The sequence below is a fragment of the Clostridia bacterium genome (genome assembly GCA_034926675.1).
Taxonomy (GTDB): Bacteria; Bacillota; DTU025; order DTU025; family DTU025; genus JAYFQW01.
The window spans coordinates 1-26,930 of sequence record JAYFQW010000034.1; the positions used below are offsets into that span (position 1 = coordinate 1).

Here is a 26,930-nt window from a genome sequence, read left to right on the forward strand (position 1 = left end):
CATAGCAAGAACATGCGCGCCGGGCGAATGCTTGCATTGTTTCGGATCCCATTTCACCAGGTTATCGATGGTTTCAACTATCCCAAGCTCCCTGATGACCTGACCGATCATGGCGCCTGCTCCCGCCGAGAAAGCCCTTAGCGACATCATCCTCGCCTCTTACGTTGAGCATACAACAATCACGCCAAGAGTACAAGGAAGCAATTTCCATTTGCAGGCCTGCCAATCGGCTGAAAAAACCTTCAGGCCTGTGCCGTCAGGGTGCTGAATATGGGATATGAGGCGAAGGTTTATCGTATGCTACGATATATCGGACCCCAAACGCCTGCGGAAGATGTTCCGCAAGATGCGAGGGTTCGGCGATCCGTTGCAGAAATCCGTGTTCACATGCGATCTTTCGATCAAGGAGCGCGCCCAGATGATGAAAGCCATCGCGAGGATCATCGACCCCAGCGACGATTCGGTGCTCATAATCGACACCGGCGCGCTCGATGCCAAACGCGAGTCGTTGGAGTACATGGGGAAAGACATCATGCCGGACGAAGGACGTGCGGCGGTCATTGTATGATCATGAGCCCGCAGGTACCTGTCGTGAGCTAGCAGGCGCCGCCGTCGGTCGCAGGCACGAACACGCCCAGGCCAAAGTGGCATCCGTAGCCTAACGCTATTGAGCCCGTCACCGCTTCGGCGAATGTGAGGCGGAAGGCCAGCCCCATCTGTATGGGCGCAGGTTCGAGTGCCTTCAGCCTGCTCAGTCTGTACCCACTCCAGTCGCCCTGCCTTCCCTCCCGCCCGCATAACCGCAATCCGACTAGAGGCGGCAACGAAGGGTCGTCCCGCATTCGCTGCCGCCATTCGGCCCTGAGCTGATTCTCGGGCGAATCGAGTTGTGTCCCGTCGCGACCCAACTTGGGCGCACCCGCGCGCGTGACCTTCGGGTGGCGCGACATGACATAAGGGCTGTATGAAACCCACTGAACTGAACTGGCGAATCCGGGCCAAATCTGACCGAGACTGGCGCTATCGAATGCCCCTTCTATCCTCAACCTCACCGGATCAAGGTCAAGCCCCCATGTTCACTTCCTGCAGACGAATCGACGCATCTAGCTCCCTCGACCCAAATCCTATCGGAGCATAAGCAACAAGCCGTTCAATGCGTCCGTCGCCGTTGGCATCGTACGGTAAGTAGAATGCGTGACTATGACCGCGCAGCGGCCTTCCGCTGGAATCCTTCCCTGCCAGCATGCTTGAGACTGCGCTGCCGTTGGCTCTCCCGAACTGGCTCATCAGCGCTAGCCTGCATCTCTCCGCGAATGCTACTGTGAGGCCCACGTCGGGACCATTTCCCTCCACGGAGTAGGCAACTGCCACGATACGTTCATCTACAGCCATGTCCCGGGAACCCCCATGTCAATGGCCTGTGGTCCCTGAAAACAGTTCTCCTGGCAAACGCACAGCCCCGCTGTCTCCATCCCTCACCCCGTCCAACATTGCTGCCCACAGCAGGAATGCTTGGGATGCTATTGCAGGGCCCCCAGCAGCTCTCTGTACCACGCCTTATCCCTGCTCTTGTTCTCGCGTCCGGCCTGCTTGACCTTTTCGATTATCGCTTTGGCAACACGTCGCTTCTGCTCGGGTTCGGCCTCCAGCCGTTGCCACTGTTCGAAAATACCGTGTATCGAGCCTGCAACTGCCGAGTTGGGCAGAACCTCAATCTGCTGAATGAGATCAGCGACCTCCTTCTGCTCCGGCTCGACAGGCGGCACAGGTGGCCCGAGCTCCAAACTGAGCCGTCCGTAGCCACTGCTGGTCTTGGCGCCTACTCCAGCTATCTCCAGCGAGTGCTTGAGGAGATCGAACGCTGCCGTAACCCACTCCTCCGGTCCCGCCAGCGCAATCAGGTAGACACCGTCCGCAGACAGAAACGGTACAGGATTCGGGCCATCCCAATCCGCGGGCGGGACGTTTCCTGTCTGATAGTAGTCCGGGTGGTGCACCGTCATCACATCCGGAAGGAGCCTGCTTGTTCCGGGTACCGGCATCGCGTCAAAGAAAGTGAGGTAGCTGGCGCTATCGGAGTCACCGAACATCACAGAGTGCGCACGGCTCGCAGCCCCCGGCTGCCAGTCGTCACCCAGCCATTGCCTGGCAAAAGACGATGCCAGCCCTTTAAGGGCTGTGCCGGGAATGTACGGGACGCCCAGCGTGTGATGAAGCATGATGGAAGTTTCGAGCACGCTGTCTTCGCCTAACCCAACGGCCATGCGTCCTGTGACCGTTGCGCGTCTACAACTCGCTCCGGACCCTTCGAGGCATTGCTTCCATCGACTGAACCAAACAGAGTAGCATTCGGGCTGCCGTATCGCCGCCACTTGCTCCACAAGCGACGCACGGGCGTCGGACGAGCGATCCTGATCCCGGATATACTTGTCAAGCCAAAGCCCGGCGTTGGTTGTTGGCTTCACTCCCGCCTCAACCAGATGATACCGCCTTGTCACCCTAATCACCTGCATCTTCCTCATCCACGTCCGACTGAACTCCGAGCACTGACGTGGCAAACCGTTTGTACCAGACGAGGGCTGCCATAACATCCCTGGTCAGCGCCATGTACTCATGCAATTCGGCCTTGCGGCTGCGTTCACACATGTTTGGTACACCGATAGCCTCGGAGATATGCTCGATAAGCTTCTTCTGCTCGGGGGTCCCCCTGGATTCGACGAAACCAAGCGCCTGGGCCAACCCTGCCGTGCGAATCAGAACCGGCAGCTTATGGGCCATTGAGCCGTACTTGGCGCGAGCCTGTTGTCCATCGTCCGACATCCCTGAAACCTGCGGGAATATCCCCAAAGCGTACTCTTGGGCCTTGGTTCTCATTGCTGATCCCCTCCCCCAAGCGTCACGCGGCAGAGGCCCCTCCCGACTGTGGCTTTTCCACCAAGCTGAAGCGGTTTCTGTACCAGGCGGCCAAGTGTAGCGAAAACCTGCTCGGGAGCGGCTTTGACAGGAGAGGCGGCCACAATGCCTGAAAGGACTGTTTCGGCAGGTAGGGCTTCCTCGTACCAAAGCCCGCCCTTCGCCACGGTCTTGGTATCTTCCTGAAGCCTTATCCGCGAGAAGACTTCGGTTGCTGTGTCAAGCAGGAAACTCAGCACATCGTCGCTCACAATGCACAGTCGCTGAACCAGCATCGTCTGCCATACCGAATCGTCGGGGAATACCTGTCGACCCATCCACTCCGCCCATCGTCGGGCGTTGCCGCTAGTCTCAGAAACCAAATTCAAGTCCTCAAGCAGGACCTTGCTCGCCTCCGCTATCACAGAACCAGCATCGGACACGAAGCAATGTCCTTCTACAACATCAGGCACTTCGGAAGGAACATCGGTCACCCCTGCGCTGTCCGCATCTCGAAGGAAACGGCGAAGGACGTAAGGTGAAGTGACCCATGCGAACGTTCCCAACACACTCCGGACCGGCAGAAGAAGCAGCCGAAGGTCTGAGAAGGCCGCCGACCCCGCATGCGCAACGTCGCTGGCCGGATCTGGGCCGAAAACCGCGGTACGCATCTCCTTGTCTTCACAGGCATCACGCAGCACACCCTTGAGAGACGACCCCGGTAGATATGGCAGACCTGTGGCCTTCTCGCGCGCAACAGGAAGATCCATTACCCCCACCCCTTGCCCGGTTCCTGCATGCAGCGGCGAAATGGCATGAACGAACACAAGACGGGATTTCATCACATTACCTCCTCACAGAGAATTCAGAAAGACCTGCAGAACGTTCGGGTCCCCATGCAGCGGCTGAATTGTAGCGGCTTCTTGATTCGTGAGCATTGCCTGCACACTGTACTCTCTCTGATCGCCTTTCAATACCAGCCCCTCTGGGATCTGTTCGACACTCGTTCCTTCAAGAACCAATGCGAGGCCGACGGCTCCCCCTCCATCACACGCCACCGGGCGCAGTATCAGAGGGCTGGCAAGACGCTCGCAGCCTTCGGCGCCGCCCTGCAGGGTTGTCGTAGAAGGGTCGCCCGCTGCCTCATCCTTGAAATGGAACACAATAGGAAGCCCGAAGGCTGCACGGGGGAATTTCCGTACTTCTGAGATGGGATCCCTATGCCTATAACAGCTGCTACCTGTTAGCCTTCTTATCTCATCCGGTTCTGGCCATTTGCTGCGCCCGGGCGTAAGGGGGGGATTGCGTGGGTAGCGCTCCTGGCGAAACTCGCACAGTCGTTTGGCCAGGTGATTCCACGCTTGCGTGGCGCTGTCGAAAACCTGGGTTACTGCCATTCGCGGGTCTTTGGCAAAACGCGGAATCCCGTCAGGCCACTCGCCATCTGAAACATGTCGATGCAATCCTTCCTCAATGAGGAGCCTAATATCTTGCGGTGTAGCAACCTGATCCGTTTCAGAACTAGGCTTAGGATCAACAGAAGTCAATCTCAATGCGCCGAACCCTCGCCTGGTCCGCCCACCAACCCCTCCAAAAGTCTCCCAAGCCCAGAGTGCAGCTTCGACCTCTGCCCGCTCACTCTCGGGGAAGGTGAGAATCAAATCGAATCTCACATTGCCCATGAGCGAGTGTATTGTGGTCTCCGTGCCGTCGCGCCTAATGGCTTCCCTCTCAGGCTGCAACGGAAACGCTACATACGGGTGAGCAACCGCAGCCACAGATCTCGCCACGGGCGCACGTCCTTCTCTGGACTGAAGACTGAATGCCGTCAGAGGTCCGCCTCTGCGAGTCACCTTCACAGCCAACTCCACCTGTGAAACCCTCGGCTTGCTAGGGGTGCTGGCCGCGCCCCACAGCCTGCTCTCAGCTTCTCTCATTCTCCGCAAGTCTCCGCCGAATTTCCCGCCCCGGCACGCGCGCCACCAAAACCGCAGCTGCCCCCTGATTCCGGAGCCACGGATCACAAGGTCCGAATCGGCCCTTCCAGGCTTGGCGCCGCCCCCGAAGAGAGGAGTTATCAGCTCGTAGCTTCGAGTCTGAGTTATCAACGGAATCCGCCGGCCGCCCGACACTCGGCTATCTAACACAGGTTCTACCGCAGGCGGCGAGATCGGTGTACCCTCTTTGTCAGTGGGAATCCTTCGCATGGTCCCTTCTACACCTCCATTCGCTGGAGTGTCCCATACCAAACTCCAAGCGCAGCAAGCCCAAATCCATCGAGGCGATCCTGCTCTCCGTCGCTGACAGGCGACAACCAGATCCTGTCGACCCATCTGTCAATGGCGTCGTCATCGCCACTCAGCTCAAGGAATAGGACAGTTCCCGCCGGGGCAAGCCGCCGAGCAGGTTTCGGGCCTCTCTCTGCCATGTCCCATCCGGATACAACGTGCGGCCTTCCTATGGCAATCGCCTTCAGCCCGGGAGTGACTCCGTCGATCTGGTTGAGAAGCCATGTCGGTCTCCACCCCGTCTCGAAATGAGCGTCCGTCAGGAGTACCACCCTGCAATGGCGGTTTCGGCGTATGTGGCTCTTCAGCCGGTCCGGGCATGCCGGCAAGGACGAGTCGCTCTTCCGCCACACGGCCAGCCGTCGTTCTCCGCCCAGAAAGCCCAGTCCGTCTGGGAGATTGAGCGTTTCGGTGGCCACTGCCAGCGCCAACCTATGCGCGTCGCCGGGATTCGACCCGCCCCTGGGTCTGGTGAACTCCAGTCCTCTCGTCTGAAAGAGAGCCCCTTTCTCCACGTCCGCGGCTCCGGTCTCGGGGTCTATGCCGACGTGCACCCGAGCTTCTCGCGTGGGTCCGTCATGTCCGATGCCCTCAAGATCGACACTCTGATCCTCCGGGTTCACAAGCCACTCTTCAAAGGCTTCCCAGTACCAGTAACGCGGCGCTTTCTTAATGGGCTTTCGGAAATCGGGCTTCGGCATTCCCACAAGCGAGAGACCCTCTGGAAGGTCGGTGTGCACATCGGGAGGAGCTTCAAGAGGGACTAGCCGCTTCAGCGCTGCCCGCGCGCCATCAGGCGGTTCCGGCTCCAGCAGCAACGCATCTGATGGCGAATGAACTAGCCAACGCGCGATATCGCCTGTGTTCTTGTCAAGTTCAACGAGGAGCGGGCCATGAACGGCAATCTGCTTCACCCATGAGATGGCGTCCTTCTGAAACCGCCCCTCTCCATCCTGACCTGCTCTGGTCCTTAATGCCCCGGCGGTTGTTGAGGGAAACGGAAAGGGCAGAGACACCGCTCTGGTTCCGGGCACTGCGTCAAATGGGCGACCATCGCGGAAGATGAGCGGGTCTCGAGCTTCGATAACCCAAACAGTCATTTCTTCTCCCCCTCTCCGGATGATGCATCTGGCGAGGACGCAGCAGCTGGCTTAGGAGTCGACGCGAGTTCACGTGCGATGATCAGCTCGTCGGCCAAATGATCAACTGGCAGGCCGTCCTGGGTCAGGATGTCGACCAGCCTTCGGATTACGTCTTCACTGACTTCTCTCGAACCACGTTCAGCCCTCTTGCGACTCAAGATGCGCTTAACCTCAGAAGACAGCACACGCTGTAGCAAGTTGTCGGGGCCTTCCCCCGCGCCCTCAAGTTCCATAGCCAAAGAGCGCAGTTCGTAGCCTAGCTCAGCAGGTATCTCCTCATTGCGGTGCAATTCTATGAACCACTCCAGCCTCCGGTCGAATGATCCCCATGTTCCCCCCACGGTCCGCTCCGAACCAGCTCGTTTGCTCAGAGTTACGGCCAATGCGTTTTTCCCCTTCACGGATTTCGCGTACGATTCAGCTTCGCGGACCAGCTCCAGGGCTTCCGAAAGCGGCTCGAGATGATGCACCACAGCAAGTCCCACAGATAACGTAGGGTGGACGGCCTTCCCGCTCTTCGTGTCCGCGATGGCGAAACCAGCCATCTGCTCGCGGAAGGCATCAGCCAGAGTTCTCGCGCACTCGAGCGCACTGTGCAGAGGAAGCAACGCCAACACGTCGTCTCCCCCGGCGTAGATCAGGGACCCTCTGAATCGGCTCACAATAGGTTCGACGCGCCTGGCAAATAGGCTGGCCGCTCGGGACAGGGCTCTGTGCTGCTCGATGGTTCGCTGCTCGGCGATGATCTGCCCCATATGGTCGCCGTCAGCGTGCAACAGCGCATAGTAAGGGCCGGGGCCGGCGCCGCCAAAGGCTCGATCTAGGAACCGGCCCAGCGCTTCCTGTGCCTGCCGGAGCTTGTCACCGTCAAAGAATTCTGCCAACCGCTCAAGATACAGCAGATGACCGTCGTTATAGCCGAAGACAGGGTCCTTCACAGGGGCAGTGTCAAGACCATCAGAGCCTATCCCCAGTTGTCTCAGGCGACCGACATACTCTTCGACTGCGCCTCGATGCCTCTCGTTGAGCCGTTCCAGCATGGGCATTGCCGCAACATGCGACGTGCTGAAGAAACGGTCGCCTTGTCCACGTCTGCCATGTCGCTTTAGCAGTCCTACTCCGCACAGCCTCTCCCCTCGGCGCACCCCGTAGCTTTGCCGAAGCTCCTCCCCGCTCATCGTTCGGTAGGCGTCCCTCGGGATCACCGATTCACGCAATCCATCCAGAGAAGACTTCTCCTCCGAACTCCCCCATTTTGATGGGGCGAAGTCCCGGGTTGCCTTCCTTGCGGCCATCAGGGCCTCAGCCTGTGTGCGGGCCCCGGCATAGTCATCTCTGATCGGACACGAAACCCAGAACAGCTCCAGCAAGTCATCAACTTGCAGTTGCGCCGTTGCGCGATCGAACTCGGCTGCCTTCCCGACCCTGTCGAACGCTTCATCACTGATCTCCCGCAATCGTTCCAGCACTCGGATGCGAACGGCCTCTCCCAGCTTTGCGGGGTCTTCTCTAGTTCTGGCAACGATTCTGTTTGCGGCATTGAAGTTGTCAAGGCGCAGTTCGGATAGGCTCTGCGGCGCCGGGAAGATCAGGCTCCATTCGATATCCCCGCCGCTGCGCTCCACGATTGCCTCTGCGGCGGCCTTGCTCAGCTCGCTCAGCAGCCATGAGCCAAACCACAAATCCCGGCTGCGGCGAGCAGAGGCGATAAACTCCTGGACCGGGCCGACGTGAAACACGACTAGGTGCACTTCGTCCATATTTCCAAACCCTCCTCCTCTCTGACAACGCCATCCATGAGGCAACGTCATACTGCCCTGCTAACCAGCACCTTTCATTCTCATAGGTTCATGCGACCGCGTAAGGCTGCTGCGGCAGAATGCCGCTACGCTCCCAATTGCTTTCGCATTGATGCGAGCAGTAACTGTTCGTCTTCAGGGGACAACGCGCCTGTTTGAGCCGAAGGAAGCTCAATCACAGTTATTCCATGGGCCTGTGCAAGCTTGAGATTATCGGAGCCATACTCCCTATCCAGTACGAGAATCTTCTTGGTGTACACACCCAAGAAGCGCTGTTCTCCAGCGGCGATTATCTGCTCGACTCCCCTTTTCTCCCTCGCCTTGCCGCCGCTCTTGACTTCAACTATGCCGACGCCATTACCCCGGCGCAGCACCAGGTCGATCTCTAGATTCCCGTATGAATGCGGCCTCACAGAAGCCTTTACCTCATCGAATTCAGGCTGCAGCGCTTTATAGACCATCAGCTCGAACCCATCTTTGGGCAGGCCTTCTTCATAACCGCCAAAGTGGGCTCTGAGGTGGAGGTCGATGTCAAGAGTTGCCCCCACCGTTGCTTCTCCGAGGAATTCAAGGCCCTGTTCAGAACTGACACGATACGTGTGTATCTTGTTGCCGTTCCCCTCACTTATTAGGTAACAGAACGGAGTGCCATGCGACTCGGCTAGGCGATAGGCCGCAATGGCCATAGTCTTGGTGCCGCCCGTGAGGTTGAACAAGACCTCGTCCGGCGTCCAAGACTGCTCGCCAATGAGCTTGCTTATCCTTGCTTCGATATCAACTATGTCATAGGGGCCGACTTCCTCAATTGTGCACTTGACCGGAACACCATGTTCAGTGGTTTGTTCCTCCAGGATGGAACGCAACTTGTCAGCAACTGGCCTCGTCCAGGACGTACAGACCAGAACCGCATGATGAGGTTGCAGACAGAGTACTGGCAGCAGATTAGCAATAGGTTGCTCTCCCACTAGAGAGATCATCACCCTGCGATTGTCCACACAACCAACCCCTTCTCCCAAATGCTATTGGGCTTTCAAGGGCCCGCAGTTCGTGAACCCTGCGTTCGGCTCCGCGCCGTGATGACGGAAGTATCTAACTCGAGTATTAGTCCGCAGGCATAATCCTCCCTTCCTTTCTTGTTTTTGAACTTCGCGCTGGATTCTGTTGGCCGGAATCTGGGCGCCGGGGCCGGGCCGGTCATTTGCCGGATCCACCCGCAAACCTTCTGGTCCTCGACTCCTGCCTTACAGCCTCCAGGTTGATCAGCTCCGCCACTTCATAGCGCGTCGGCACGCTTCCGGAAACGGGGCGCAGACGAATGCAGGAAGGAAAGTGACCCATCCGTCCATGCAGTTCAGCAACGACAAGAGCCGCGGCAATATGCAGGCCAGGCAGGTTCACGAGCACCGGATGCGATTGCCACTGGCTTGCCGAAATCGGCAGGCCGTCTACGAGAGCCCTGATCTGGGGCGCAAACGCCGTCTCGTGGTCCATCTGGCACGGAACATCAAACAAACCCTCTATTGTCTGCCCGCTTAGCGACTCAATGTCCTGTCTTTGTGCCTCACTCAGAGGATGAGAGAAATTGACGACGATCATTGCTCTGCCTCCTGCTGCCCATCGGCACTCTGCGGCGCCATCTTCCATTTTGCCTCTTGCCCGATTGTGGACTTCAAGCAGTCCCAGGCCTGCCGGGCTTGCGTGAGAATCTGGTCCGTGTCGAGCGAACCTCCACTTTCATGGCCATGATGGTGAAGAGCATTGCGGAATCCCCAGATCGCCTTGACCGCATCTCCGATCTCGGGAGACAGCCACAGTTTGAGGCTGTTGGCCTTCCAGATCATCTTCTCAGCATTCCGCCGCTGCTTTCGCGTTCTCCATGATGACCTGTCTCCATTGTGGTATGTGACCATCAAGACGGCCCACTCACGCATCATCCCTATGGCGTGCGCGGTCCTGCCCACTTCCAGGAACCTGTCGATTATGTTGGCCTGCCGCCTTATCTCGCTCTCGTCCAGCTCGTCCGGAACAGCATCGCCGCTCTCCGATGCGAACTGGGACGCGAAACCGCCCACCAGCCCAAATAGCTCATCTGGCAGCAGCGCTTTCTCAGCCAGGACAGAGGACATTGGTTCGGCAAGAAGCGAACCTAATTCCACGGCCCGCTCCGCCATCTCGATAGGAAGACCTAGGTCCAGGGCATCGGAGAACCGCGAAAGGGACCTTTCTATGGCAGCGGTCTGGCCCGAGGAGTCCTCCGTCCCTTTGAGCGTGTCCGCAAGCTTCTGCGGCAGATAGGTGTCTCGATACACTCGCACGGCATACGCCCAGTTCATTAGCTCAATGAACAGGTTCAGATTGATCAGCGGGGCGGGTTCCGGAGGGCCGTTCTTGTTGGTGCTCATCATGCCATAGTAGAGTCCCTCAATGTGCACACTCGGGCGCAAGAAACTCAGGTACTGCGCTGCGATGCAGAATACGATCTGGGCGGAACGAAAACCGTGGGTGACGTCGAGGATCAGGTCGCATTCATCGGGGACATTCAGAAGAAGCTCGCGGACAATGCTCCTGATTTCGGCAGCAGTCTTCCCGTCTGCGATTTTCCATTCCTGCAGATCGATACCGAGTTCGCGAAACTCCGCCTTGAGGCTGGGGAGCCTTTCCTCCATCACCTTCTTCGTGCACAATGCGATCACGCGATCGGGGCGACGTTTATCACACAAAGTCTCCTGCAGCTTGATGAGGGCGATTGGCGCCAACCTCGCGCCTTCTTTGATCTTCGGGTGCTCAGGCAAGTAGTATTGAACGGGCTTGTCAGACGGAATAACCCCCGGTGCGAACACCAGCACTCTCTGTCTGGACATCTCTCAGCAAAACCTCCTCCCATCAGCCGTGACCGGCCGGCCCGCCGGATCATGGCGACAGCCATGGGGTTTCCTCAGTCCCCGAAGCATAGCCTCATCAACCTTTCGACCGCCTCCTTGTGTTTCGCCCGAAGCCAGGCTGGAGCCAGGATCTGGGCCGACGAGCCGAACCCGCGTATCCAGGCCCGGAATTCGTCCACACCGGAGACTATGTCGAAATAGAGTATTGAACCATCGCCGAGCCTCTCCACTCGGGCGTGTTCTCGATGCCGGGCGACCTTCAACACCTTGTCAGGCACACTGAAGTCGTTTTCGAAATGCACGATCACGTTTACAGCCGGGCCGCCGGTAGCCATACCCCATGCATCTCTGAAGAGGTCTTCAATGCGGAAGTCGTCGGGATAAGCGAATTTGGAGCCGGCGATCGCCTCGACATTGCGCATGACGTCCACGCGATAAGTGTTGTTGGTTGAGGAGAGTATCCCGCCCTGCAGCCAATCCCTGGCCGCTAGATACCATTCGCCGCGTTCGCGGAAATACACGAGGGCCAGAGGCGCCGCGACCCGCCTTCGTCCGTCGCGATCGTACATGAACGACACCAAACGCGAATCTTGGGCGCACTCCTCAAGCAGGCTAACCTTGGCTTGGGTGTCGACGTCGGTGTATAGAGCCGGCAAACCCTTCACACAGCGCCACCCTGGCAGTCTGCTCATCGCCGGCTCGGCAGTGGCCGCGACCTCGCCGTCCGAGCCCGATAGGCATCTCCTCAGTTTTGCACATGCGGAGGCCAGTTTGGCGTCGCCCCCGATCGACCGCCCAATCACGTCCAATAGAGCCTCCGCCTCATTCGGCGTGAAGACGATGGGAATCAGCCGCCGGGCGCCATGGCGATAGATGCGCCAGACCCGCTCGGCCCTGTAGCCATCGGACATCGTGTGAGGATCATCGAAACCGTAATCACCATCATCCTGGTCCCATTCATCCGGGTCGGGTTCAAGACCGACTCTCAGGGACTCCAGGGCAGCCCTGTAATGAATCATGTGAGCAGGCGGGATACCGAATCGGTGCGCTATATGACCCTCGGAGAGCCCTGCATCGCCCGCGTCTATTAGGGCATCTGCGATGGACCGAAGCTTCTCCACCACCACAAAGTCGGGCGGCCTGCCGACCTCAGGCGCCCTCCACAGCATCGGCGCGCTCGGGCAGGCCATGGCTTCCAGTTCGGACGGGGCCTGCAAACGATCCCTCAGTGGCCCTCCGGGCAGGCGCGACAACTCGCCGAACAGCCGCTCAGGCGCAGAATCATCCGAGTACTTTTCGTGCAGACGGCGAGCGGTCTCCTCCATACGCTCTCTTAGGGCCTCAGGCTTGAAGACCACGGCAGACGCGCCGAACTGCCTGATCCAGGCCGCGATCTCAGTCAACCCGCGCACCCTGTCGCGCAGCACGACCGAACCGTCATCCAGAGTAGTCAGGATTGCGCTGGGGCGGTAAGCCACGTGCCCCCGTACCTTGTCAATCACGCGGAAGTCGTCAAAGAAACGCACCTCTACGTCGTACAGCGTACCGCTCATCTCCACGCCCCACGGCTCACGAAAGCACTCCTCAAGATCGAAGTCCTCGGGGTAGTCGAATGTAAGCCAGGTCTCGCGCAGTGACGAGATGCGCGATCCGCGCAGAAGGTTTACTCTCTCGCTAGAACCCAGCACCGCAAGGTACCAGTCGTCCTGCGCCCAATAGTAGACCGTCCCCAGAGGGCACACTACTTGCTCCTCCATACCGCCCCGGCGTGGGCGATACACGGTGAGCAACCGGTGACGCCTGGCAATGAACTCAGCGATGAACTCAGCGTGCCGCTCAAACTCGGCTCTCTGCCCACGCGGCCTGCCTTGGAAGTACCGAACCCACCTGCGCGATGCGTACTGACCGAGGGCGCTCGTATCGCCACTTTGCATTGCATACCGGATCAGGTTCCCCTCGGCTCTTGCAAGCGCTTTCCCCCTGTTCCCTACTTCGCGTTCGGTACGGATCAGGTCCAGAAGACGCGATACTTCTTCAGCGGTAAGGGCGTACGCTGCAGTCGGTATCCGCCTGGGCCTCACAGACCGGTTAACGACTTCGGCAAGCCCGTTGGCGATCAGCCCGTTGATAGCCGCCTCCACCCTGTATTCCTCAGTACGCAGGTGCTCTGCCACTCGGCGGACTAGGTCTTCACGACAAGGCCAGCTGTCGGTGGAATGCGCCAGTTCCTCTATAGCGAGTCAGACGGCGAGTTCTTCATCGTCCAGATGAAGTTCGCCGCCTGACTCTGGGGGGATAGCAGGTATGCAGTCTGTGACAAGTATCGTCCTTCCGCGAACATCCAGGCCAAATCCCTGTGAACTCGCTTTCTCCACATACCTACGTACAGTACGATCGGACACGCCCAGCGCCGTCGCCGCGTCGCTCAATCCCAGCGATGAGGGGTAAGCCTGCGAGACCAAGCCGATCAGAGACTCCAACCCCTGCTCGACCTTGCCCATCTCGAAGAAACCTCCATCCAAACGCTGCACTCAATGGTGGTTTTTCGCCATGATTCTAGCATTTCCTTCACATTTCTCGACTCCGCCGGAGCCTAGCACATCCGTCGTCGTCCATCATCATCGTCGTTAGTCATCCTCCCTGAAGGTCCCTCGCCGCCAATCGACGAATACTCGGGACATATGGCAATCTTCACTGTTCTCCACGATCCTCGTCTCACGGGAAAGACGTATTCACCATCGGAACCGTCTCTTCGAACATACCCTCTCTGCTACCCTTCGATCCGAGCTATACGGCGGCTCAGATTCGCGACATCCTCGATCGCGGAGCCAATGTCAATGAAGCGATCAGCGGCGGCTGGACGCCCCTCATGTTCGCTGCACGCCGCGGCGCCGACGTAGAGGTTATCCGGGCTATGCTTGCGGCGGGCGCCGACGTCAATGCGGCCGACTCGCAAGGCAGAACGGCATTCATATGGGCTGCATCTGAAGAGAGCAACCTCGAGGCGGTAAAGGCGCTGCTTGAGGCGGGCGCAGATGTGAATGCCAATGATGGTGAGGCACTATCCATGGCGGCCTGGGAGCACAGCTCGCCAGAGATGATTGAGCTGCTGCTGGCCGCAGGTGCCGACGTGCATGCCGGCGAGGACGACGACGGTCGAACACCGCTTGCTTACGCTGCAATGACCGCCTCCGACCCGCAGGTGATCCGCATGCTGCTTGATGCGGGCAGCGACGTCCACGTGCGCTATGAGGAGGGCTACACGGTTCTCATACTGGCGGCAGGAGACAACCGAAATCCCGAGATCGTCCGCATGCTCGCCAATGCAGGCGTAGACATCAATGCCGTCAAACAGCCTGAAGGGTGGACAGCCCTGATGATCGCGGCCCAAGCCTGCAAGTCCCGGGGAATCATTGACGCGCTCCTTGACGCGGGCGCCGACGCCACGCTCAAGTGCACAGATGGGAAAACCGCCTTCGACTACGTCAAGGGAAGGAAGTGGCTCAAGGGCACTGACGCGTACTGGCGCCTGCGCGATGCGAAGTACAAGTCCTATTCCGATTCCACAGACTAGCGGAGTAATGACAGACGGAGTCATCCTCGCGGAAAAGGCCTGTTAGCTGGCCTAGCCTCGAACGCCGCGCGGCAAAAACGGCTAGAGCTGGCATATCGCCAGTTTTCATCATTAGTTTCGGAGATACCCGCAATTTCTGAGTACATCGATTTCGGGAGACCGCCTGACCGTTTCCAAATCGCGAAAATCGGGGGGTATCCGGCCCGTCCGGGCGTGGAACCGGGCAAGGCGAATGTGATGACATCCCATCATATGTCTGAACTTGGCAATACCGTCCGGGTGATGGCATGTCATTCCGCCAGTTCGCCATATACTAGGTGGTTGTTGGCCTTAGGCGAGTCCCGCGCGGCACCGATTTGCCGACTGGCGGCACCCGGTCCAAATCGATGTACTCAAAAACTGCGTCCATCGGCGAGACTATCGGCAAAAAGTGACGGCTTGCCCGCTTGGATACCCCATTGGGTATATCGTTGGAGTTCAACGCGGATACGCGGTGGAATCGCTGACTTTTCGCCGCAAGACATGCCTCGCACCTCACCTAGTCTCCTCTAGGATAACCTGCCCGCGCAGCGCCGCATCCACGCCCATAGGCTATGGAATGCGCGCACCACAACCTGGCTTCCGCCGCGGCCGCAGTTGAGGATGATCCGCTGCCCTCTCGGCTAGGGCCAGCGTCCTGCCCGTCCCCACCGGTGCATGCAGCACGGCACATCCACTCTGGAACTGAACGAATGCCTTCTGATGATCGTCAAGGTTCACGATCGGCACACGCTGAGGTTCGGCAACCACATACCTTCCCACTGCATCCGTAGGATAGCTTGATCCCCTTGTGTACACATAGCCTCAGCCAACAGGCCGCGCGTGGGTAATATGGAACTTGCGTCCCTTACGCGTGTATTAGCCGCCTAGCTGCAGTCTCCTTCCGTACCAGCTCAACCAGTGGGACGGACTCGAGGCGTCCATGCAGGACGGACGATTGGAGATCAGCAACAACCGCCTAACGGGCCTGTTGCCGAACTCGTACATGAACACCCGATCATTCACAGGCTAACCGAAAGCGGATTCAGCACTACATGAGCGACATGCAGATCGCCGGGATCTGCCCGGGGCCGAACCTGAGCCGCCGCGATCTTCAGAGCAGGCTATATCCTTACCTGCTTCGGGGCTTGGAGATCACGAGAGCAAACCAGGTGTGGGGCATCGATATCGCCTGCATACGGCTCCGGGAAAGCTGGATGTATCTCGTAGCCGTCATAGACTGGTTCTCACGCTACGTCGTGGGATGGGAGGTGGATGAGACGCTCGAAATACCGTTTGTGCTGTCCGCAGTCAGGAGGGCGCTGGACGTAGCCAGGCCAGAGATACTCAACAGTGACCAGGGCAGCCACTTCACAAGCCCTCAGTACATGGCCCTCGTAAGTGGTGCTGAGGTCCAGATCAGCATGGACGGGAGAGGTCGAGCGTGGGACAGTATCCTCATAGAGCGGTTCTGGCGGTCTCTCAAGTATGAAGAGGTGTATCTCAAGGAGTACTCAATCCCGCGCGAGGCCAGACTTGGCATTGGGGACTACATCGGGTTTTACAATGACCTCAGGCCTCATCAAGCGCTAGCATACAGGACTCCGGCTGAGGTGTATCTGGGGTAAAGCAGGCGGACCGCCCCAGCAGTGTGGGGGGAGGTGCGATCCGCGGACGTTAAGGCGGGGGTCCTCTGCACGCTCAGGGCATAAGTCTCGCCATGTGTGGGTCAAGCCAGCGTCCCGGCACCCCGGCGGCTCCCGCAGGGCACCCCCTGGGGACCACGACAAGGACGACCCTCACCCCTCTCAAGCGCACGGGGCATTGCTTAAGAAACCCATTAGCGGTGTCTTGACGAAGGGGTCCACCATACTCAGAGGGCCCTCGACCGGCCCATGCGTAGTACCCGCTCGTGGAGACCTCAAGAACCCTGCACATGGCAGTTATGCTATGGGTGGCCTTCTCTCGCTGTATGAACCTGAACGCTTCTAGCGAGTCGGGATGGTCTCGCTGGCGAAGAAGGCCACGGCTGTTCTTAGTATCTCGCGCTCCTCCTGCAAGATCCGGTTTTCCCTTCGTAGTCGCCTCAGTTCTTCACGCTCAGAAGTGGTCAGGCCGTCACGTTGACCCTGATCTATATCCGTTTGCTTCACCCAGTTGCGCAGGGATTCGATGGACACCCCGAGATCCGCGGAGATCTCCCTAAGGCTCTTACCACTGGTCTGAACTAGCTTCACTGCCTCTGCCCTGAACTGCGGCGGGTACGGCGGTCTACTCTTGGGCATGCGGACACTCCTCCTCACTGACTATACCCTACACCGCGAAGCCTCTGAGTGTCCACAGAAACGGGGTAGGCTCACGCTTTGACAAGAGCTGACAACGAGTAGGCGTGTCAATCGTCCAATGTCTTTATTGGTGTTGCCGGCACACCCACGGCCACCGTCCTCGCTGGTATGTCCTTAACGACTGCTGCGCCGGCGCCGATTACGCTCCACCCTCCGACGCGTTTGCGATTGATGACGCAGGCATTAAGCCCAAAGTAGCAGCCTTCTTCGATGATCACGTCACCCGCAATGTTCACTGCAGGCATGCAGCTTGTAAAGTCACCAAGAATGGAGTCGTGGCCTACTTTGCAGTCAAGGTTGAGGAGGCAGTGTTTGCCTATGCTGATATTGGTTGTGAGTATCGTGCCTGCACAGATAATGCTGCCTTCTCCGATGGCTACGTGTTGCGACTTCCGCACACTGGGGTGAATGAGAGTTGCGAATCTGCGGTGGAACTGTTGAAGCTTGTCCACTAGGCGCTTGCGGAGCCGTGGGTCGCCGATAGCACATGCCACATAGACATCTTGGTCTAGTTCTCCGACGTGATCGATGGGGCCAAGGACTGGCTGTCCTTCTACAGTGGTTCCGGTTGCTCCGTCGTCTAGGAAACCCAGTAGCGACCATTCAGGCGATGCGACGTTTATCTCCTCTATCAGCCAAGCTACTTCGCGTCCGAAGCCTCCGGCTCCTACGATTGCGATGCGTTTCATGAGATCTACTACCTCCGCACGAATGTTGGCAAGGGCATTGATCTAGTGCTCGGCGGGGTCCGTATCCGTACCCGTGAACTCCGGCATTGTCGCATGTCCGTTGCTGCTGATTCCGTCATGCCTCAGCACTTTACCGACGGTCATTAGCAGTATCTTGAGATCTAGCAGTAGGCTCCAGTTGTCGACGTACCATACATCCAGACGGAATTTCTCTTCCCAGGTGAGGGCGTTCCTGCCGTTGACCTGTGCCCAGCCTGTGATGCCGGGCTTGACTTCGTGGCGTCGGGCTTGTTCTGGTGTGTAGCGGTCCAGATATTGCGGTAGTAGTGGACGCGGGCCTACGAGGCTCATCTGCCCGGTAAGTACGTTGAGGAGCTCCGGCAGCTCGTCTAGACTAGTTGATCGCAACATGCGACCAACTTGCGTTAGGCGCTGAGAATCGGGTAGTAGGCGACCGTCGGGTGCAGTCGTGTTTCTCATGGTGCGGAACTTGTACATGCGAAACAGCTTGCCATCCTTGCCGGGTCTTAGCTGGGCAAACAGCACGGGCCTCCCGAGGTCAGCCGTGACAAGTAAGCTGACAATCAGGAAAACCGGCGATAGCACCAGTAGACCGATTATTGCCGCCAGTACATCTACCGTCCGTTTCACAGCGTTGCCAACCATGAAAATGCACCGCCCGAATCGTCGACTTGCTGATTACGATTGAGTTACTCTACTGAACCTCGTTGTCTCCCTTTGCGCACGCACAAGGCTCAGCTGCTCTGACCCGATCGGGGGTCTATCTCGACCGCTCGTTCCCTGCGCGATGGATGTTGTCGCCTGGGTCATAGCTTTCCACGTGCCGCTGCGCTGTATAGAGCAAGCCACACTTTGTTGCAGACGTCTCGGTCTGCCGTACTACACCCGTCCGTTCTAGAGATCAAGGTCCCCTAGGCGTGTCATTTGACGCTGTCTGATACAAAGGCTATCAGCACAACCGGCATATTCGCACAGTGAGCATGTGAGATTGGTGCTGATTCTGGTCATTGCTGCCCTCTGCCATCAACGCATCGAGAGAGGCTTGCACCGCCGGTAGTCACAGAACAGTCAATGTTGCCATCTCCCACCGCGCCACTATCCTCCCCTGCTTCAGGCACTGACTTGCTTGTATCCGGCAGATCCGACTGAATCCACATTTCTCAAGTGAGCAGTGATTGTTTCGTAAGCCCTTGATACGGTGTAGTACTCCTCCAAGTACGCACGTCCTCTGCGACCCATCTCACGGCGAAGCTCCGCGTCTCTAGATAGCCGACCTATGGCTGCCATGAACCCATCTAGGTTGCCATTCTCAACCCAGATGCCACTACCAGATTCACGCAAGACATCCTTGATGTCAGTATTGACGTCTGTTGCCGCGATGATTGGTACGCCAGCCTCCATGTACGCAGTAAGCCTGGATGGGAAATTGGGTATGGTGAATCGTGGGTCGAGGAGAATCAGACCCACATCGCATACTGTCAGCAGTTCATCGTACCGATCTTTGGGCAAGGCTCTCAGCAGTCTGGCATTCTTGTGCTGGCCATTCCTCAGATGCGCATCAATGCGGTCATACTCAGTCCCCGAACCCACAATCAAGAAGAAAACATCATTCCTGCCCTTTGAACTGTCTAGCGCCTCCAGCAGGAAATCCAATCCTTGCGGCTTTCCAAGATTACCTCCGAACACCAGCAGAATGGAATCGTGAGGTATCCCCCAGTCGTCCTTTACGTGCGCGCGGTTCTCGGTAGAATCGTGCACAGGTCTGGGGTCTATGCTGTTCGGGCATACCTCTAGCGTAGTCTCTGGGATGTTGGGGTTGTGGGCCAGCAAGTACCTCACATTGGCTGGAGACATGCAGCCTATGTAGTCAGACAAGCAATAAAGCCGTTTCTCCTTCCCACGGAAGTAGCGCCAAACTAAGCTACCATGACTAATCATCCCCAAGTCCACTGCGTTTTGAGGGAATATGTCCTTCAGTAGAAGATAGGACGTACATCCGTCTCTCCGCTTGACATCATCGACAACCCTCTCAAAAGTCACCGGCGGTGTTGCATACAACACAAGGTCAAATCGTATCTCTCCGAGGTATCTCCGTATGGCGGACGTGAATTGATGCTGGATCAAAATCGTGGAAATGGCCTTTTCAATGACATTCGCCTTTGTGATATTGCCGGTTCGTACTCGTAGAATAGTCACGCCATCCTTTGTGGTAAGTTCAGTTGGTCTACCGCTACGACGCTGTGAAGGACACACAATGTACACGTCGTCCCCGCGATCTCTGAACTCCCTCATTAGGTCCGTATATATTCCACGTTCCGAGATGCTTTCGATATCTGATAGTGTTAGAAACAGTAGTCTCAAGGGATACACCAACCTTGCCGAAGATCTCATCCCTAGGCTCTGCTACCCTAGACTAGTGGCAGCGCTGATCCCCTAGTTCTGGCGAGGAATCGTCAGAATCACGATGGTCATAGGCTCCGGAGCAGATGCTATTCGTTTTCGACACGTGCAAAATCCGATAGCCTACAGATTCTCCCGGTACCACACATAGCGCTTCACATAATCTGTGTAACTCAGGACGATCCGCGCTACTTTCTCCGACACATTTGGCACGGCATAGTCACGGACCAACAGCAACGTGCGATCTGTTCCTCTTCCTTGAGCCTGAAGGATATTCAGACCTCTGAGAACCGTCTCCAGATCCAACCCAGTCATCATCACTGAGGCTTCTTCCATGCCCTCTGGACGCTCATGTGCATTGCGTATGTTCAGCGCGGGGAAGTTCAGTATTGACGATTCCTCAGTGATCGTGCCACTGTCAGAAAGAACAGCATGAGACGAAATCTGCAGCTTTACATAATCGCTGAAGCCTAGAGGGCGAACGAGCTCAACCAGGGAGTTCAGCTGGACACCCTCAGCATCCATTCGTTTCTTTGTGCGGGGGTGAGTTGACACAATCACACGCTTGCAGTATTCAGCTGCTAGCCCATTGAGCAAATCAATCAGCTTCCGAAACTGCCGGCTGTCGTCGATGTTCTCCTCACGATGTGCACTGACGACGAAGTAATCATATTGACTGAGGCCAAGCCTGTCCAATACGTCCGAAGCGTCAATCTTGGGTTTGTAGTATGATAGCACCTCATACATCGGACTGCCTGTCTTGATGACCCTATCAGGCGGCAGCCCTTCGCGCAGCAAGTATTCACGAGAGATAGCGCTATAAGGCATATTGATGTCACTGATGTGGTCCACTATCCGGCGGTTGATTTCCTCAGGCACTCTTTCATCGAAGCAACGGTTTCCGGCTTCCATATGAAACACCGGAATCTTTCTTCGCTTGGCTGCAATCGCTGCTAGGCAGCTATTTGTGTCCCCCAATATCAGAACAGCATCCGGCTTGACTTCCGCCATTACCGAGTCGGATCGGGCAATAACCAAACCAATGGTCTCTGCCGGCGTGCTGCCTGCCGCGTCTAGATAGTGGTCAGGCTGCCTGATCTCGAGATCCTCGAAGAATATCTGGTTCAGCTCATAGTCATAGTTCTGTCCAGTGTGGACTATGATATGGTCCATATACCTGTCCAGCGCAGCCATTACCCTGGAAAGACGTATTATCTCCGGACGGGTTCCGACTATTGTCATGACTTTTAGCTTGCTCATTGCTTTACCTCGCGGAAGTAGGTGTCGGGCCGCTTCGGGTCGAAAACCTCACTCGCCCAGAAAATCACCACCATGTCAGTGGACCCTACATTCTCGATGGAATGAGTGTAGCCGGGCGGGATGTCTACAACCCTGAAGTCCTCACCTGACACCTTCATCTCTACCATGTCTCCGGTTCTCAGATGCCTCAGCCGAATAATCCCCGTGCCCTCAACCACGAAGAATTTCTCAACCTTCGTATGGTGGTAGTGGTTGCCCCGGGTAATCCCAGGTTTAGTCCTAGAGACAAAGACCTGACCTATGTGAGGTGATTTGATGAACTCAGCGAGAGCGCCCCGGACATCAGTCTTCTGCTCAAGATCGTATGCCAGATCACTACCATCCAGGTATGAGAGGTAAGTGGCATAGAGGCAGGCAGTGAATCGGTCTGAGAACTCAGGAAGCATACACGTCATGCGACTATCCCGGAAAGACTGGATGGTCTCTGCCAGGTCACCAAGCCTGACGGCAAACCCTTTGATTTCTTCGGCAAAGCGGAAACCTGGACCTGCCGGCTTGCCATCGATCTCATCCAGGAGCGCTGCAACAACATCGTCTACATAAACGAGTCCCAGTTCTCTGTCAGGATCCACTATCGTGATGGGCAAGTCCCGTGCAATGTTGTGACAAAACGTTGCTACAACTGAATTGTAGTTGGGACGTGACCACTTGCCAAAGATGTTCTTGAAGCGGAACACAACTGTCTCTGCACCGGACTCGTCTGCAAACTTCTTCAGTTCTTCCTCGGCCCGTCGCTTGCTGATGCCATAGGGATTATCCAGTTCTGCTTGGATTGATGAAGACATGATGATTCTGGGGTTCTTGTTGGCAGTACGAAGTGTATCACACATTGATCTTGTGAACTCGGCGTTCCCAGCCATATACTCATCAGTGCTCTCGGGTCTGTTTACGCCGGCAAGATGCACAATAACATCGGCTATGTGCAGCGCCTTGTCGAGTTTGTCTCTCGAATCGTTCGCTTCATATTCCAGAACACGTATATCATCACGTCCAGAAAGCATCTGGATCAGATTCCTGCCTAAGAACCCCCCGGAACCAGTCACCAGGATCGTCTTCAATGTTGCCACTCCTCAAGCTCCTTCCGGACATATTCCAGTTTCAGTAGCATCTCAGCAAGTTCATTCACTGACAACCGGCGCGTGTTATGAGAGTTGTAGTCAGACGCCACGGTGATCTTCTCATGCCCCGCCACAAAGTACTTATCATAGTTCAGATCCCTATTATCGGCCGGAATACGGAAATATCCTCCGAGATCCTCAGCTCTGGCCATCTCTTCACGATTCACTAGGGTCTCATAGACCTTCTCGCCGTGTCGTGTGCCTATGATCTCAATTGGGTTAAGGGCACCGAATATCCTCTTGAGGGCCAATGCTAGCGTGTTTATTGTTGCAGCCGGTGCTTTCTGAACAAAGATGTCCCCGGGCTCTCCATGCTGAAATGCATACACCACCAGATCTACAGCATCATCTATCGACATCATGAATCGAGTCATTTCCGGATCGGTAACGGTGATTGGGGCTCCCGCCTTGATCTGTGATACGAAAAGAGGTATCACAGACCCGCGTGATGCCATTACATTGCCATAGCGAGTACCACACAACACGGTTCCTCTATCCACAGCTGTTCTGGACTTTGCCACCATGAGTTTCTCCATCATGGCCTTGGAAATACCCATGGCGTTCACTGGATAGACGGCTTTGTCTGTGCTGAGTACGACTACTCGACTCACACCGTTTTCTACAGCGGCATTCATCACATTCTCCGCCCCGACTGCATTCGTCAGCAGGGCTTGCATCGGGTAGAACTCACACGAAGGCACCTGTTTCAAAGCAGCCGCATGGAATACGTAGTCAACCCCAGTCATCGCATCGCGCAGGCTTCCATAGTCCCGCACATCGCCGATGCAAAAGTGCAGTTTGGGGTTGGAGTACTCAAGGCGCATGTCGTGCTGCTTCTTCTCATCTCTGCTGAATATGCGTATTTCGCCAACGCTGGAATCCAGGAACCTACGCAGGACCGCATTCCCAAATGTCCCAGTCCCACCCGTTATTAGAATAGCATTCCCTGTGAAATGGCTGCTTCCTTCCCTAATCACTCCGAGTCTCACCTTCGCTCTCCATTCCCTCGTTACCAGCAGTGTCGCGGATAGTGCCACTTGGGCGTTTTTCATTGTCTCATGATTCCTAACAAAGGTGTATCCCTATGGGTCCACTCACCGGTCTCTGACACCAGGTAGACAAACAGGGCGCGTTGCAGCAGATGGATTGGCCTATGAAAACTCGCGGCCAAGGAGTCGTGTTGCTACGCGTTAGGCCTCGTGTTGTGGCTGGTTTCACGCACTCTCTTCGGTTCCGGGACCTCCGTCCGGGACAGAATTGCCTTCTGAGCTGCGCTAGTCTCCACACGCTTTACGATTCATGCGTCGAGAGTTCCGATCTCAACAATGCGTGTCCCTTTGAGTTGGCTTCTGGTATTTGCCGACGGCTCGCCCACCTTGATCTCCGCCATCCTAACCAGCAGAAGAGCTAACCGGCAGACAGAAACGTGCGCTCTGATCTGGTCGGAAACGCGATGGTACATGGGCCTCAAATCCAGTGATGACTCAAGCGTTCGGAATGCCGCCGCCACCTCGAGGGGTTGCTTGTTGCTTGTAGCCCAGGTCTACGTCTTCAGCTGAGAGTGTATCGTCGCAGGTCTTGATCAGATACTTGCCATCCATGCGGGCCTCTTCTTTGATTTTGGCCCGCTGGATTCGGGGAGCGCCCTTCTACTCCAGCGCCAGATGCTTCCCGAACCTGCAGCTTGCCATGATCGCGCATACAGCCCTAGAATGCGGCTCTCCCGCGATGTATCTGGGACCCTCGGTAGGGCTCAGCCAAGCTAGCGGGCCCTTAGTTCCTCCCGCGTGCGTATTCACTGTCGAACCCGGGATTCCCCTGACCTAGATCAATGAAGCTAGTGACTGGACATAACCCTTGCCGTTAGCGAGGACGACCCTCACCCCACCTTGCCGTATCCGAATCGTGCCCTGAAGTAAACGACAGCCCTGCTCCATAGCACAGTCAGCTGATGTGGACCGCTTCCACCAGCTATTCCGACAGAATCCTGCCATATATCTCTAGTAGCCGCCCTGTGTTTGTCTCTACACAGTGTGCTCTCAACGCACGCGCCCTAGCATTCTCAGAAAATGATGCCGCTAGGTCATCGTTTTGAAAGATCTCGCATACATAATACGCTAGCATATGCGGTGCGTTTGCCTGGTACATGAAGCCTTCGCTCTCATGTGTCAGCATATCAGGTATCCCGCCAACATACGAAGCTACACAGGGAACTCCTAATAGCATGGCCTCGCCCAGTGAATTCGGGCTATTCTCGATTGATGATGGACACACGAATACGTTTGACTTCAGGTATCGGTGACACATTTCTTGCTCGCCCAACAGTCCTGTGAAAACGACATTCTCCTCAAGCCCGTACTTTCTCATTAGTCGCCCAATGTACTTTCCATAGTAAGTCATGAGTATTCTGTCTCTTAGGGTGTCTGGTCTGGCTATATTCCGTCCGCCCACATAGATTTTGCAGTCAGGAAAACGCTGCAAGACTAGGGGCATTGCTTCTATAGCATAGTGTAGACCTTTTGCTGGATACTGACCTTGACTGACGAAAATGGAGTGCCTCTCACATTCACTGACACTCCATCTGTGTTTGTAGAACTCACTCCTCAGACTCTCATTGCACAGATGATACTGCACATTCGGATGGACCTGCTGACTCCAAGCTCTATCCCATGTAGTTCGGCCAATCACATGGTCTGACTTCGCTATTGCTTCAATCTCGTTTCTTCCTCTCGTGCGATACAGTCTCTGCAGACCAATTACGCTATCCCGCCTCAGCAGATTCCTGACTGTGAAGCCGTGAACAACTCTCCAGGGCAAATCTGCGCGGACGTGTGCTGCGATTAGGGACACTACTCCCTGAATTGAGATAACGACCTTTCTGTTCTGTCTCTCGCAGGCATTCACTGCAGCAAGTGTATGAGCCAATTCTGTTCCGTGAATATGCACAATATCAGGCCGGACCTCGTCAAGAATGGCGTCTAGGATCACATTGTTATCAATGAGTCTTCTGTCATTGTCTCTTGCAGGCCTAAAGGCATAGTATGTGATCTTCCTTCCTTTCATCTTGGCGAAGGCACTCACGCCCTTTTGAGGAAATGCAATCGAAAGCTCAATTCCTTCTTGATTGGCCAGCTTTTCCGATGCCCGTATCAGCCAACCACCGAACGGAGACACGGTTTCATTCATCAACAGGCTGGCTTCAGGTAGTGGAATGTTCACGAACCACAAGACTCTCATGTGATCCACCTCTTGCTGCTTTAGCACCAATACCTTTGATCTCCATAAAGTACAACGGCGTTACCAAGGGAAAGAACCATACATTCTGACCTGCAAAGGTTACGGCCAAGATGGCAAACAGCAGTCTGTCATTCTTTAGTATGCTCAATAGACGATACAGGACAAGAAAGAGCATGATGTACCCATACCGAACGCATATCTGGCCGAAAGAATCCCATGGCGCTATGGTGATGTCTTTGTAGTACAAGTCGTAGCCGCTATTCCCCATTCCAAGAATATATCGGCTGCCAACACTGAGGGCTTCTAGCAGTGGATCAAACCTGGTGGCGAAAGCCGCACTTCCGAATAGCTTGTACGTGTAATGGTAGATTGATGCTTCTCTTATGAAGCCGCCGAACACAGCAACAGACACGACAACCAGCAGTCTCGCTCGTCTGTCATTCTTGAAGATATCGAAAGCTATCACTGCGAAAACGAGCAATCCCGCGGTCGACTTTGTGAGGATAATCGCAAGCGAGTAAAGAATGATTGTGAGGACGTTCCTTCTTTCAGTACACCTAACATATGAGTAGAGCCCCAGGTTCAGCAGCATCTGAAATGCACCCGGCTCCCACGCTATGCCCGCGTTTCTCCTCACAATGTCACCATCAACCAGCAGAACGTTAAAGAGAAGAGCTGTCCTATGACTAGTGTGATAGTAATGATAGACGGGCAGCCTATACACCAGGCCCGGCAAGAGAGTATAGACCAGCACCCCTATCAACGAAAGCACAGCAGCGACGAATATCGGCCTTTCAATGCAGTTCAGGTATTCATCGATTGCGTATTTCTGACTCACTACGAAACCTAACAGGAAGCAAAGCGGAAAGTACAGATTCAGTATGCTCATCTGACCCACGGATGCTACATTTCCCAAGTCGTAAATTGAGCTCATAGCGAAAACGAGCATGAACGTGATCAGTACAGCTGTCTGATTGAGCCTAATCCTGTTCACGTACCTAGCATTCAGCCCGACCAGCAGTAGAACCAGTGTCGCCCTTATGGGATTAGGTACCAACGGAGAGAAACTAATCATAATCAGGATAACAGCTTCGATATGCCTACTATGAGTTCTGTTCATTATGGGGAACCTCTTTGCTTTCAATTCCATGCTGATCGCTGCGATGCTCGATACGTAGATTCTTCCTAGTGCTCCCCATGGATCA

At 56.1% G+C, this 26,930-nt stretch carries 24 protein-coding genes and 1 pseudogene; 3 read left to right on the forward strand and 22 right to left on the reverse strand.

Annotated elements, in window-relative coordinates:
• The first annotated feature begins 277 nt into the window (after positions 1-277).
• Entirely contained in the window at positions 278-568 is a 291-nt protein-coding gene (gene cas2 / locus VB144_09235) for a CRISPR-associated endonuclease Cas2 (protein ID MEA4883818.1), read from the forward strand.
• 28 nt (positions 569-596) lie between these two features.
• Here the strand turns inward: cas2 and VB144_09240 are convergent, their stop codons facing one another.
• The 13 genes from VB144_09240 to VB144_09300 form a co-directional block, all read right to left on the reverse strand.
• Positions 597-824 (reverse strand): hypothetical protein, encoded by a 228-nt coding sequence (locus VB144_09240; GenBank protein MEA4883819.1) that lies wholly within the window; start codon positions 822-824, stop codon positions 597-599.
• Between the two features lie 238 nt (positions 825-1,062).
• Positions 1,063-1,392 (reverse strand): hypothetical protein, encoded by a 330-nt coding sequence (locus tag VB144_09245; GenBank protein MEA4883820.1) that lies wholly within the window; start codon positions 1,390-1,392, stop codon positions 1,063-1,065.
• A 128-nt stretch (positions 1,393-1,520) separates the two neighbouring features.
• The gene (gene cmr6, locus VB144_09250; protein MEA4883821.1) at positions 1,521-2,507 is read right to left on the reverse strand and encodes a type III-B CRISPR module RAMP protein Cmr6; all 987 of its coding nucleotides are present in this window, start codon (positions 2,505-2,507) and stop codon (positions 1,521-1,523) included.
• Positions 2,500-2,874 (reverse strand): type III-B CRISPR module-associated protein Cmr5, encoded by a 375-nt coding sequence (gene cmr5, locus VB144_09255; protein MEA4883822.1) that lies wholly within the window; start codon positions 2,872-2,874, stop codon positions 2,500-2,502. Before cmr5 ends, cmr6 begins: the two co-directional genes overlap by 8 nt.
• Positions 2,871-3,734, reverse strand: a complete 864-nt coding sequence (gene cmr4, locus VB144_09260; protein MEA4883823.1) for a type III-B CRISPR module RAMP protein Cmr4 — start codon at positions 3,732-3,734, stop codon at positions 2,871-2,873. Before cmr4 ends, cmr5 begins: the two co-directional genes overlap by 4 nt.
• A 12-nt stretch (positions 3,735-3,746) precedes the next feature.
• The gene (gene cmr1, locus VB144_09265; GenBank protein ID MEA4883824.1) at positions 3,747-5,099 is read right to left on the reverse strand and encodes a type III-B CRISPR module RAMP protein Cmr1; all 1,353 of its coding nucleotides are present in this window, start codon (positions 5,097-5,099) and stop codon (positions 3,747-3,749) included.
• Between the two features lie 8 nt (positions 5,100-5,107).
• Positions 5,108-6,280, reverse strand: coding sequence for a type III-B CRISPR module-associated protein Cmr3 (locus VB144_09270; protein ID MEA4883825.1), 1,173 nt, complete (start codon positions 6,278-6,280; stop codon positions 5,108-5,110).
• A complete protein-coding gene (gene cas10, locus VB144_09275) occupies positions 6,277-8,082 on the reverse strand; it encodes a type III-B CRISPR-associated protein Cas10/Cmr2 (protein ID MEA4883826.1) in 1,806 nt (601 codons plus the stop codon). Before cas10 ends, VB144_09270 begins: the two co-directional genes overlap by 4 nt.
• Positions 8,083-8,207: 125 nt before the next feature.
• The gene (locus VB144_09280; protein MEA4883827.1) at positions 8,208-9,116 is read right to left on the reverse strand and encodes a DUF1887 family CARF protein; all 909 of its coding nucleotides are present in this window, start codon (positions 9,114-9,116) and stop codon (positions 8,208-8,210) included.
• A gap of 199 nt (positions 9,117-9,315) precedes the next feature.
• A complete protein-coding gene (gene csx15 / locus VB144_09285; protein ID MEA4883828.1) occupies positions 9,316-9,717 on the reverse strand; it encodes a CRISPR-associated protein Csx15 in 402 nt (133 codons plus the stop codon).
• Entirely contained in the window at positions 9,714-10,982 is a 1,269-nt protein-coding gene (locus tag VB144_09290) for a TM1812 family CRISPR-associated protein (GenBank protein ID MEA4883829.1), read from the reverse strand. Before VB144_09290 ends, csx15 begins: the two co-directional genes overlap by 4 nt.
• A 74-nt stretch (positions 10,983-11,056) precedes the next feature.
• Positions 11,057-13,144, reverse strand: coding sequence for a WYL domain-containing protein (locus tag VB144_09295; GenBank protein MEA4883830.1), 2,088 nt, complete (start codon positions 13,142-13,144; stop codon positions 11,057-11,059).
• A 99-nt stretch (positions 13,145-13,243) separates the two neighbouring features.
• Positions 13,244-13,504 carry a hypothetical protein gene (locus VB144_09300; GenBank protein ID MEA4883831.1) on the reverse strand — a complete coding sequence of 87 codons (261 nt, stop codon included), beginning with the start codon at positions 13,502-13,504 and terminating at the stop codon, positions 13,244-13,246.
• A gap of 311 nt (positions 13,505-13,815) precedes the next feature.
• Between VB144_09300 and VB144_09305 the strand changes: the two genes are divergently transcribed.
• Positions 13,816-14,577 carry an ankyrin repeat domain-containing protein gene (locus VB144_09305; protein ID MEA4883832.1) on the forward strand — a complete coding sequence of 254 codons (762 nt, stop codon included), beginning with the start codon at positions 13,816-13,818 and terminating at the stop codon, positions 14,575-14,577.
• Between the two features lie 1,049 nt (positions 14,578-15,626).
• Positions 15,627-16,223: pseudogene (locus VB144_09310) on the forward strand (IS3 family transposase).
• 360 nt (positions 16,224-16,583) lie between these two features.
• Here the strand turns inward: VB144_09310 and VB144_09315 are convergent.
• The 9 genes from VB144_09315 to VB144_09355 form a co-directional block, all read right to left on the reverse strand.
• The gene (locus tag VB144_09315; protein ID MEA4883833.1) at positions 16,584-16,880 is read right to left on the reverse strand and encodes a transposase; all 297 of its coding nucleotides are present in this window, start codon (positions 16,878-16,880) and stop codon (positions 16,584-16,586) included.
• Between the two features lie 107 nt (positions 16,881-16,987).
• Complete coding sequence (locus VB144_09320; GenBank protein MEA4883834.1) at positions 16,988-17,629, reverse strand: acetyltransferase; 642 nt, start codon at positions 17,627-17,629, stop codon at positions 16,988-16,990.
• 42 nt (positions 17,630-17,671) lie between these two features.
• Positions 17,672-18,295, reverse strand: coding sequence for a sugar transferase (locus VB144_09325; protein MEA4883835.1), 624 nt, complete (start codon positions 18,293-18,295; stop codon positions 17,672-17,674).
• 465 nt (positions 18,296-18,760) lie between these two features.
• A complete protein-coding gene (locus VB144_09330; protein MEA4883836.1) occupies positions 18,761-20,011 on the reverse strand; it encodes a glycosyltransferase family 4 protein in 1,251 nt (416 codons plus the stop codon).
• A gap of 162 nt (positions 20,012-20,173) precedes the next feature.
• Positions 20,174-21,310: a UDP-N-acetylglucosamine 2-epimerase (non-hydrolyzing) gene (gene wecB / locus VB144_09335; protein MEA4883837.1), complete on the reverse strand. Its 1,137-nt coding sequence runs from the start codon at positions 21,308-21,310 to the stop codon at positions 20,174-20,176.
• The gene (locus VB144_09340; GenBank protein MEA4883838.1) at positions 21,307-22,428 is read right to left on the reverse strand and encodes an NAD-dependent epimerase/dehydratase family protein; all 1,122 of its coding nucleotides are present in this window, start codon (positions 22,426-22,428) and stop codon (positions 21,307-21,309) included. Before VB144_09340 ends, wecB begins: the two co-directional genes overlap by 4 nt.
• Positions 22,425-23,540, reverse strand: coding sequence for a polysaccharide biosynthesis protein (locus VB144_09345; protein MEA4883839.1), 1,116 nt, complete (start codon positions 23,538-23,540; stop codon positions 22,425-22,427). The genes VB144_09340 and VB144_09345 overlap by 4 nt, the downstream gene beginning before the upstream one ends.
• A 919-nt stretch (positions 23,541-24,459) precedes the next feature.
• Positions 24,460-25,725 carry a glycosyltransferase family 4 protein gene (locus VB144_09350; protein ID MEA4883840.1) on the reverse strand — a complete coding sequence of 422 codons (1,266 nt, stop codon included), beginning with the start codon at positions 25,723-25,725 and terminating at the stop codon, positions 24,460-24,462.
• Positions 25,688-26,845: a hypothetical protein gene (locus tag VB144_09355; GenBank protein MEA4883841.1), complete on the reverse strand. Its 1,158-nt coding sequence runs from the start codon at positions 26,843-26,845 to the stop codon at positions 25,688-25,690. Before VB144_09355 ends, VB144_09350 begins: the two co-directional genes overlap by 38 nt.
• Positions 26,846-26,930: the final 85 nt, after the last annotated feature.

Coding starts and splice junctions, on each gene's coding strand:
- VB144_09320 (MEA4883834.1), bottom strand. CDS start 17,629: ATGAAACGCATCGCAATCGTAGGAGCCGGAGGCTTCGGACGCGAAGTA.
- cas2 (MEA4883818.1), top strand. CDS start 278: ATGAGGCGAAGGTTTATCGTATGCTACGATATATCGGACCCCAAACGC.
- VB144_09245 (MEA4883820.1), bottom strand. CDS start 1,392: ATGGCTGTAGATGAACGTATCGTGGCAGTTGCCTACTCCGTGGAGGGA.
- wecB (MEA4883837.1), bottom strand. CDS start 21,310: ATGAGCAAGCTAAAAGTCATGACAATAGTCGGAACCCGTCCGGAGATA.
- VB144_09290 (MEA4883829.1), bottom strand. CDS start 10,982: ATGTCCAGACAGAGAGTGCTGGTGTTCGCACCGGGGGTTATTCCGTCT.
- VB144_09345 (MEA4883839.1), bottom strand. CDS start 23,540: ATGAAAAACGCCCAAGTGGCACTATCCGCGACACTGCTGGTAACGAGG.
- VB144_09355 (MEA4883841.1), bottom strand. CDS start 26,845: ATGAACAGAACTCATAGTAGGCATATCGAAGCTGTTATCCTGATTATG.
- cas10 (MEA4883826.1), bottom strand. CDS start 8,082: ATGGACGAAGTGCACCTAGTCGTGTTTCACGTCGGCCCGGTCCAGGAG.
- VB144_09270 (MEA4883825.1), bottom strand. CDS start 6,280: ATGACTGTTTGGGTTATCGAAGCTCGAGACCCGCTCATCTTCCGCGAT.
- cmr5 (MEA4883822.1), bottom strand. CDS start 2,874: ATGAGAACCAAGGCCCAAGAGTACGCTTTGGGGATATTCCCGCAGGTT.
- VB144_09315 (MEA4883833.1), bottom strand. CDS start 16,880: ATGCCCAAGAGTAGACCGCCGTACCCGCCGCAGTTCAGGGCAGAGGCA.
- VB144_09300 (MEA4883831.1), bottom strand. CDS start 13,504: ATGGGCAAGGTCGAGCAGGGGTTGGAGTCTCTGATCGGCTTGGTCTCG.
- cmr4 (MEA4883823.1), bottom strand. CDS start 3,734: ATGAAATCCCGTCTTGTGTTCGTTCATGCCATTTCGCCGCTGCATGCA.
- VB144_09325 (MEA4883835.1), bottom strand. CDS start 18,295: ATGGTTGGCAACGCTGTGAAACGGACGGTAGATGTACTGGCGGCAATA.
- csx15 (MEA4883828.1), bottom strand. CDS start 9,717: ATGATCGTCGTCAATTTCTCTCATCCTCTGAGTGAGGCACAAAGACAG.
- cmr1 (MEA4883824.1), bottom strand. CDS start 5,099: ATGCGAAGGATTCCCACTGACAAAGAGGGTACACCGATCTCGCCGCCT.
- VB144_09350 (MEA4883840.1), bottom strand. CDS start 25,725: ATGAGAGTCTTGTGGTTCGTGAACATTCCACTACCTGAAGCCAGCCTG.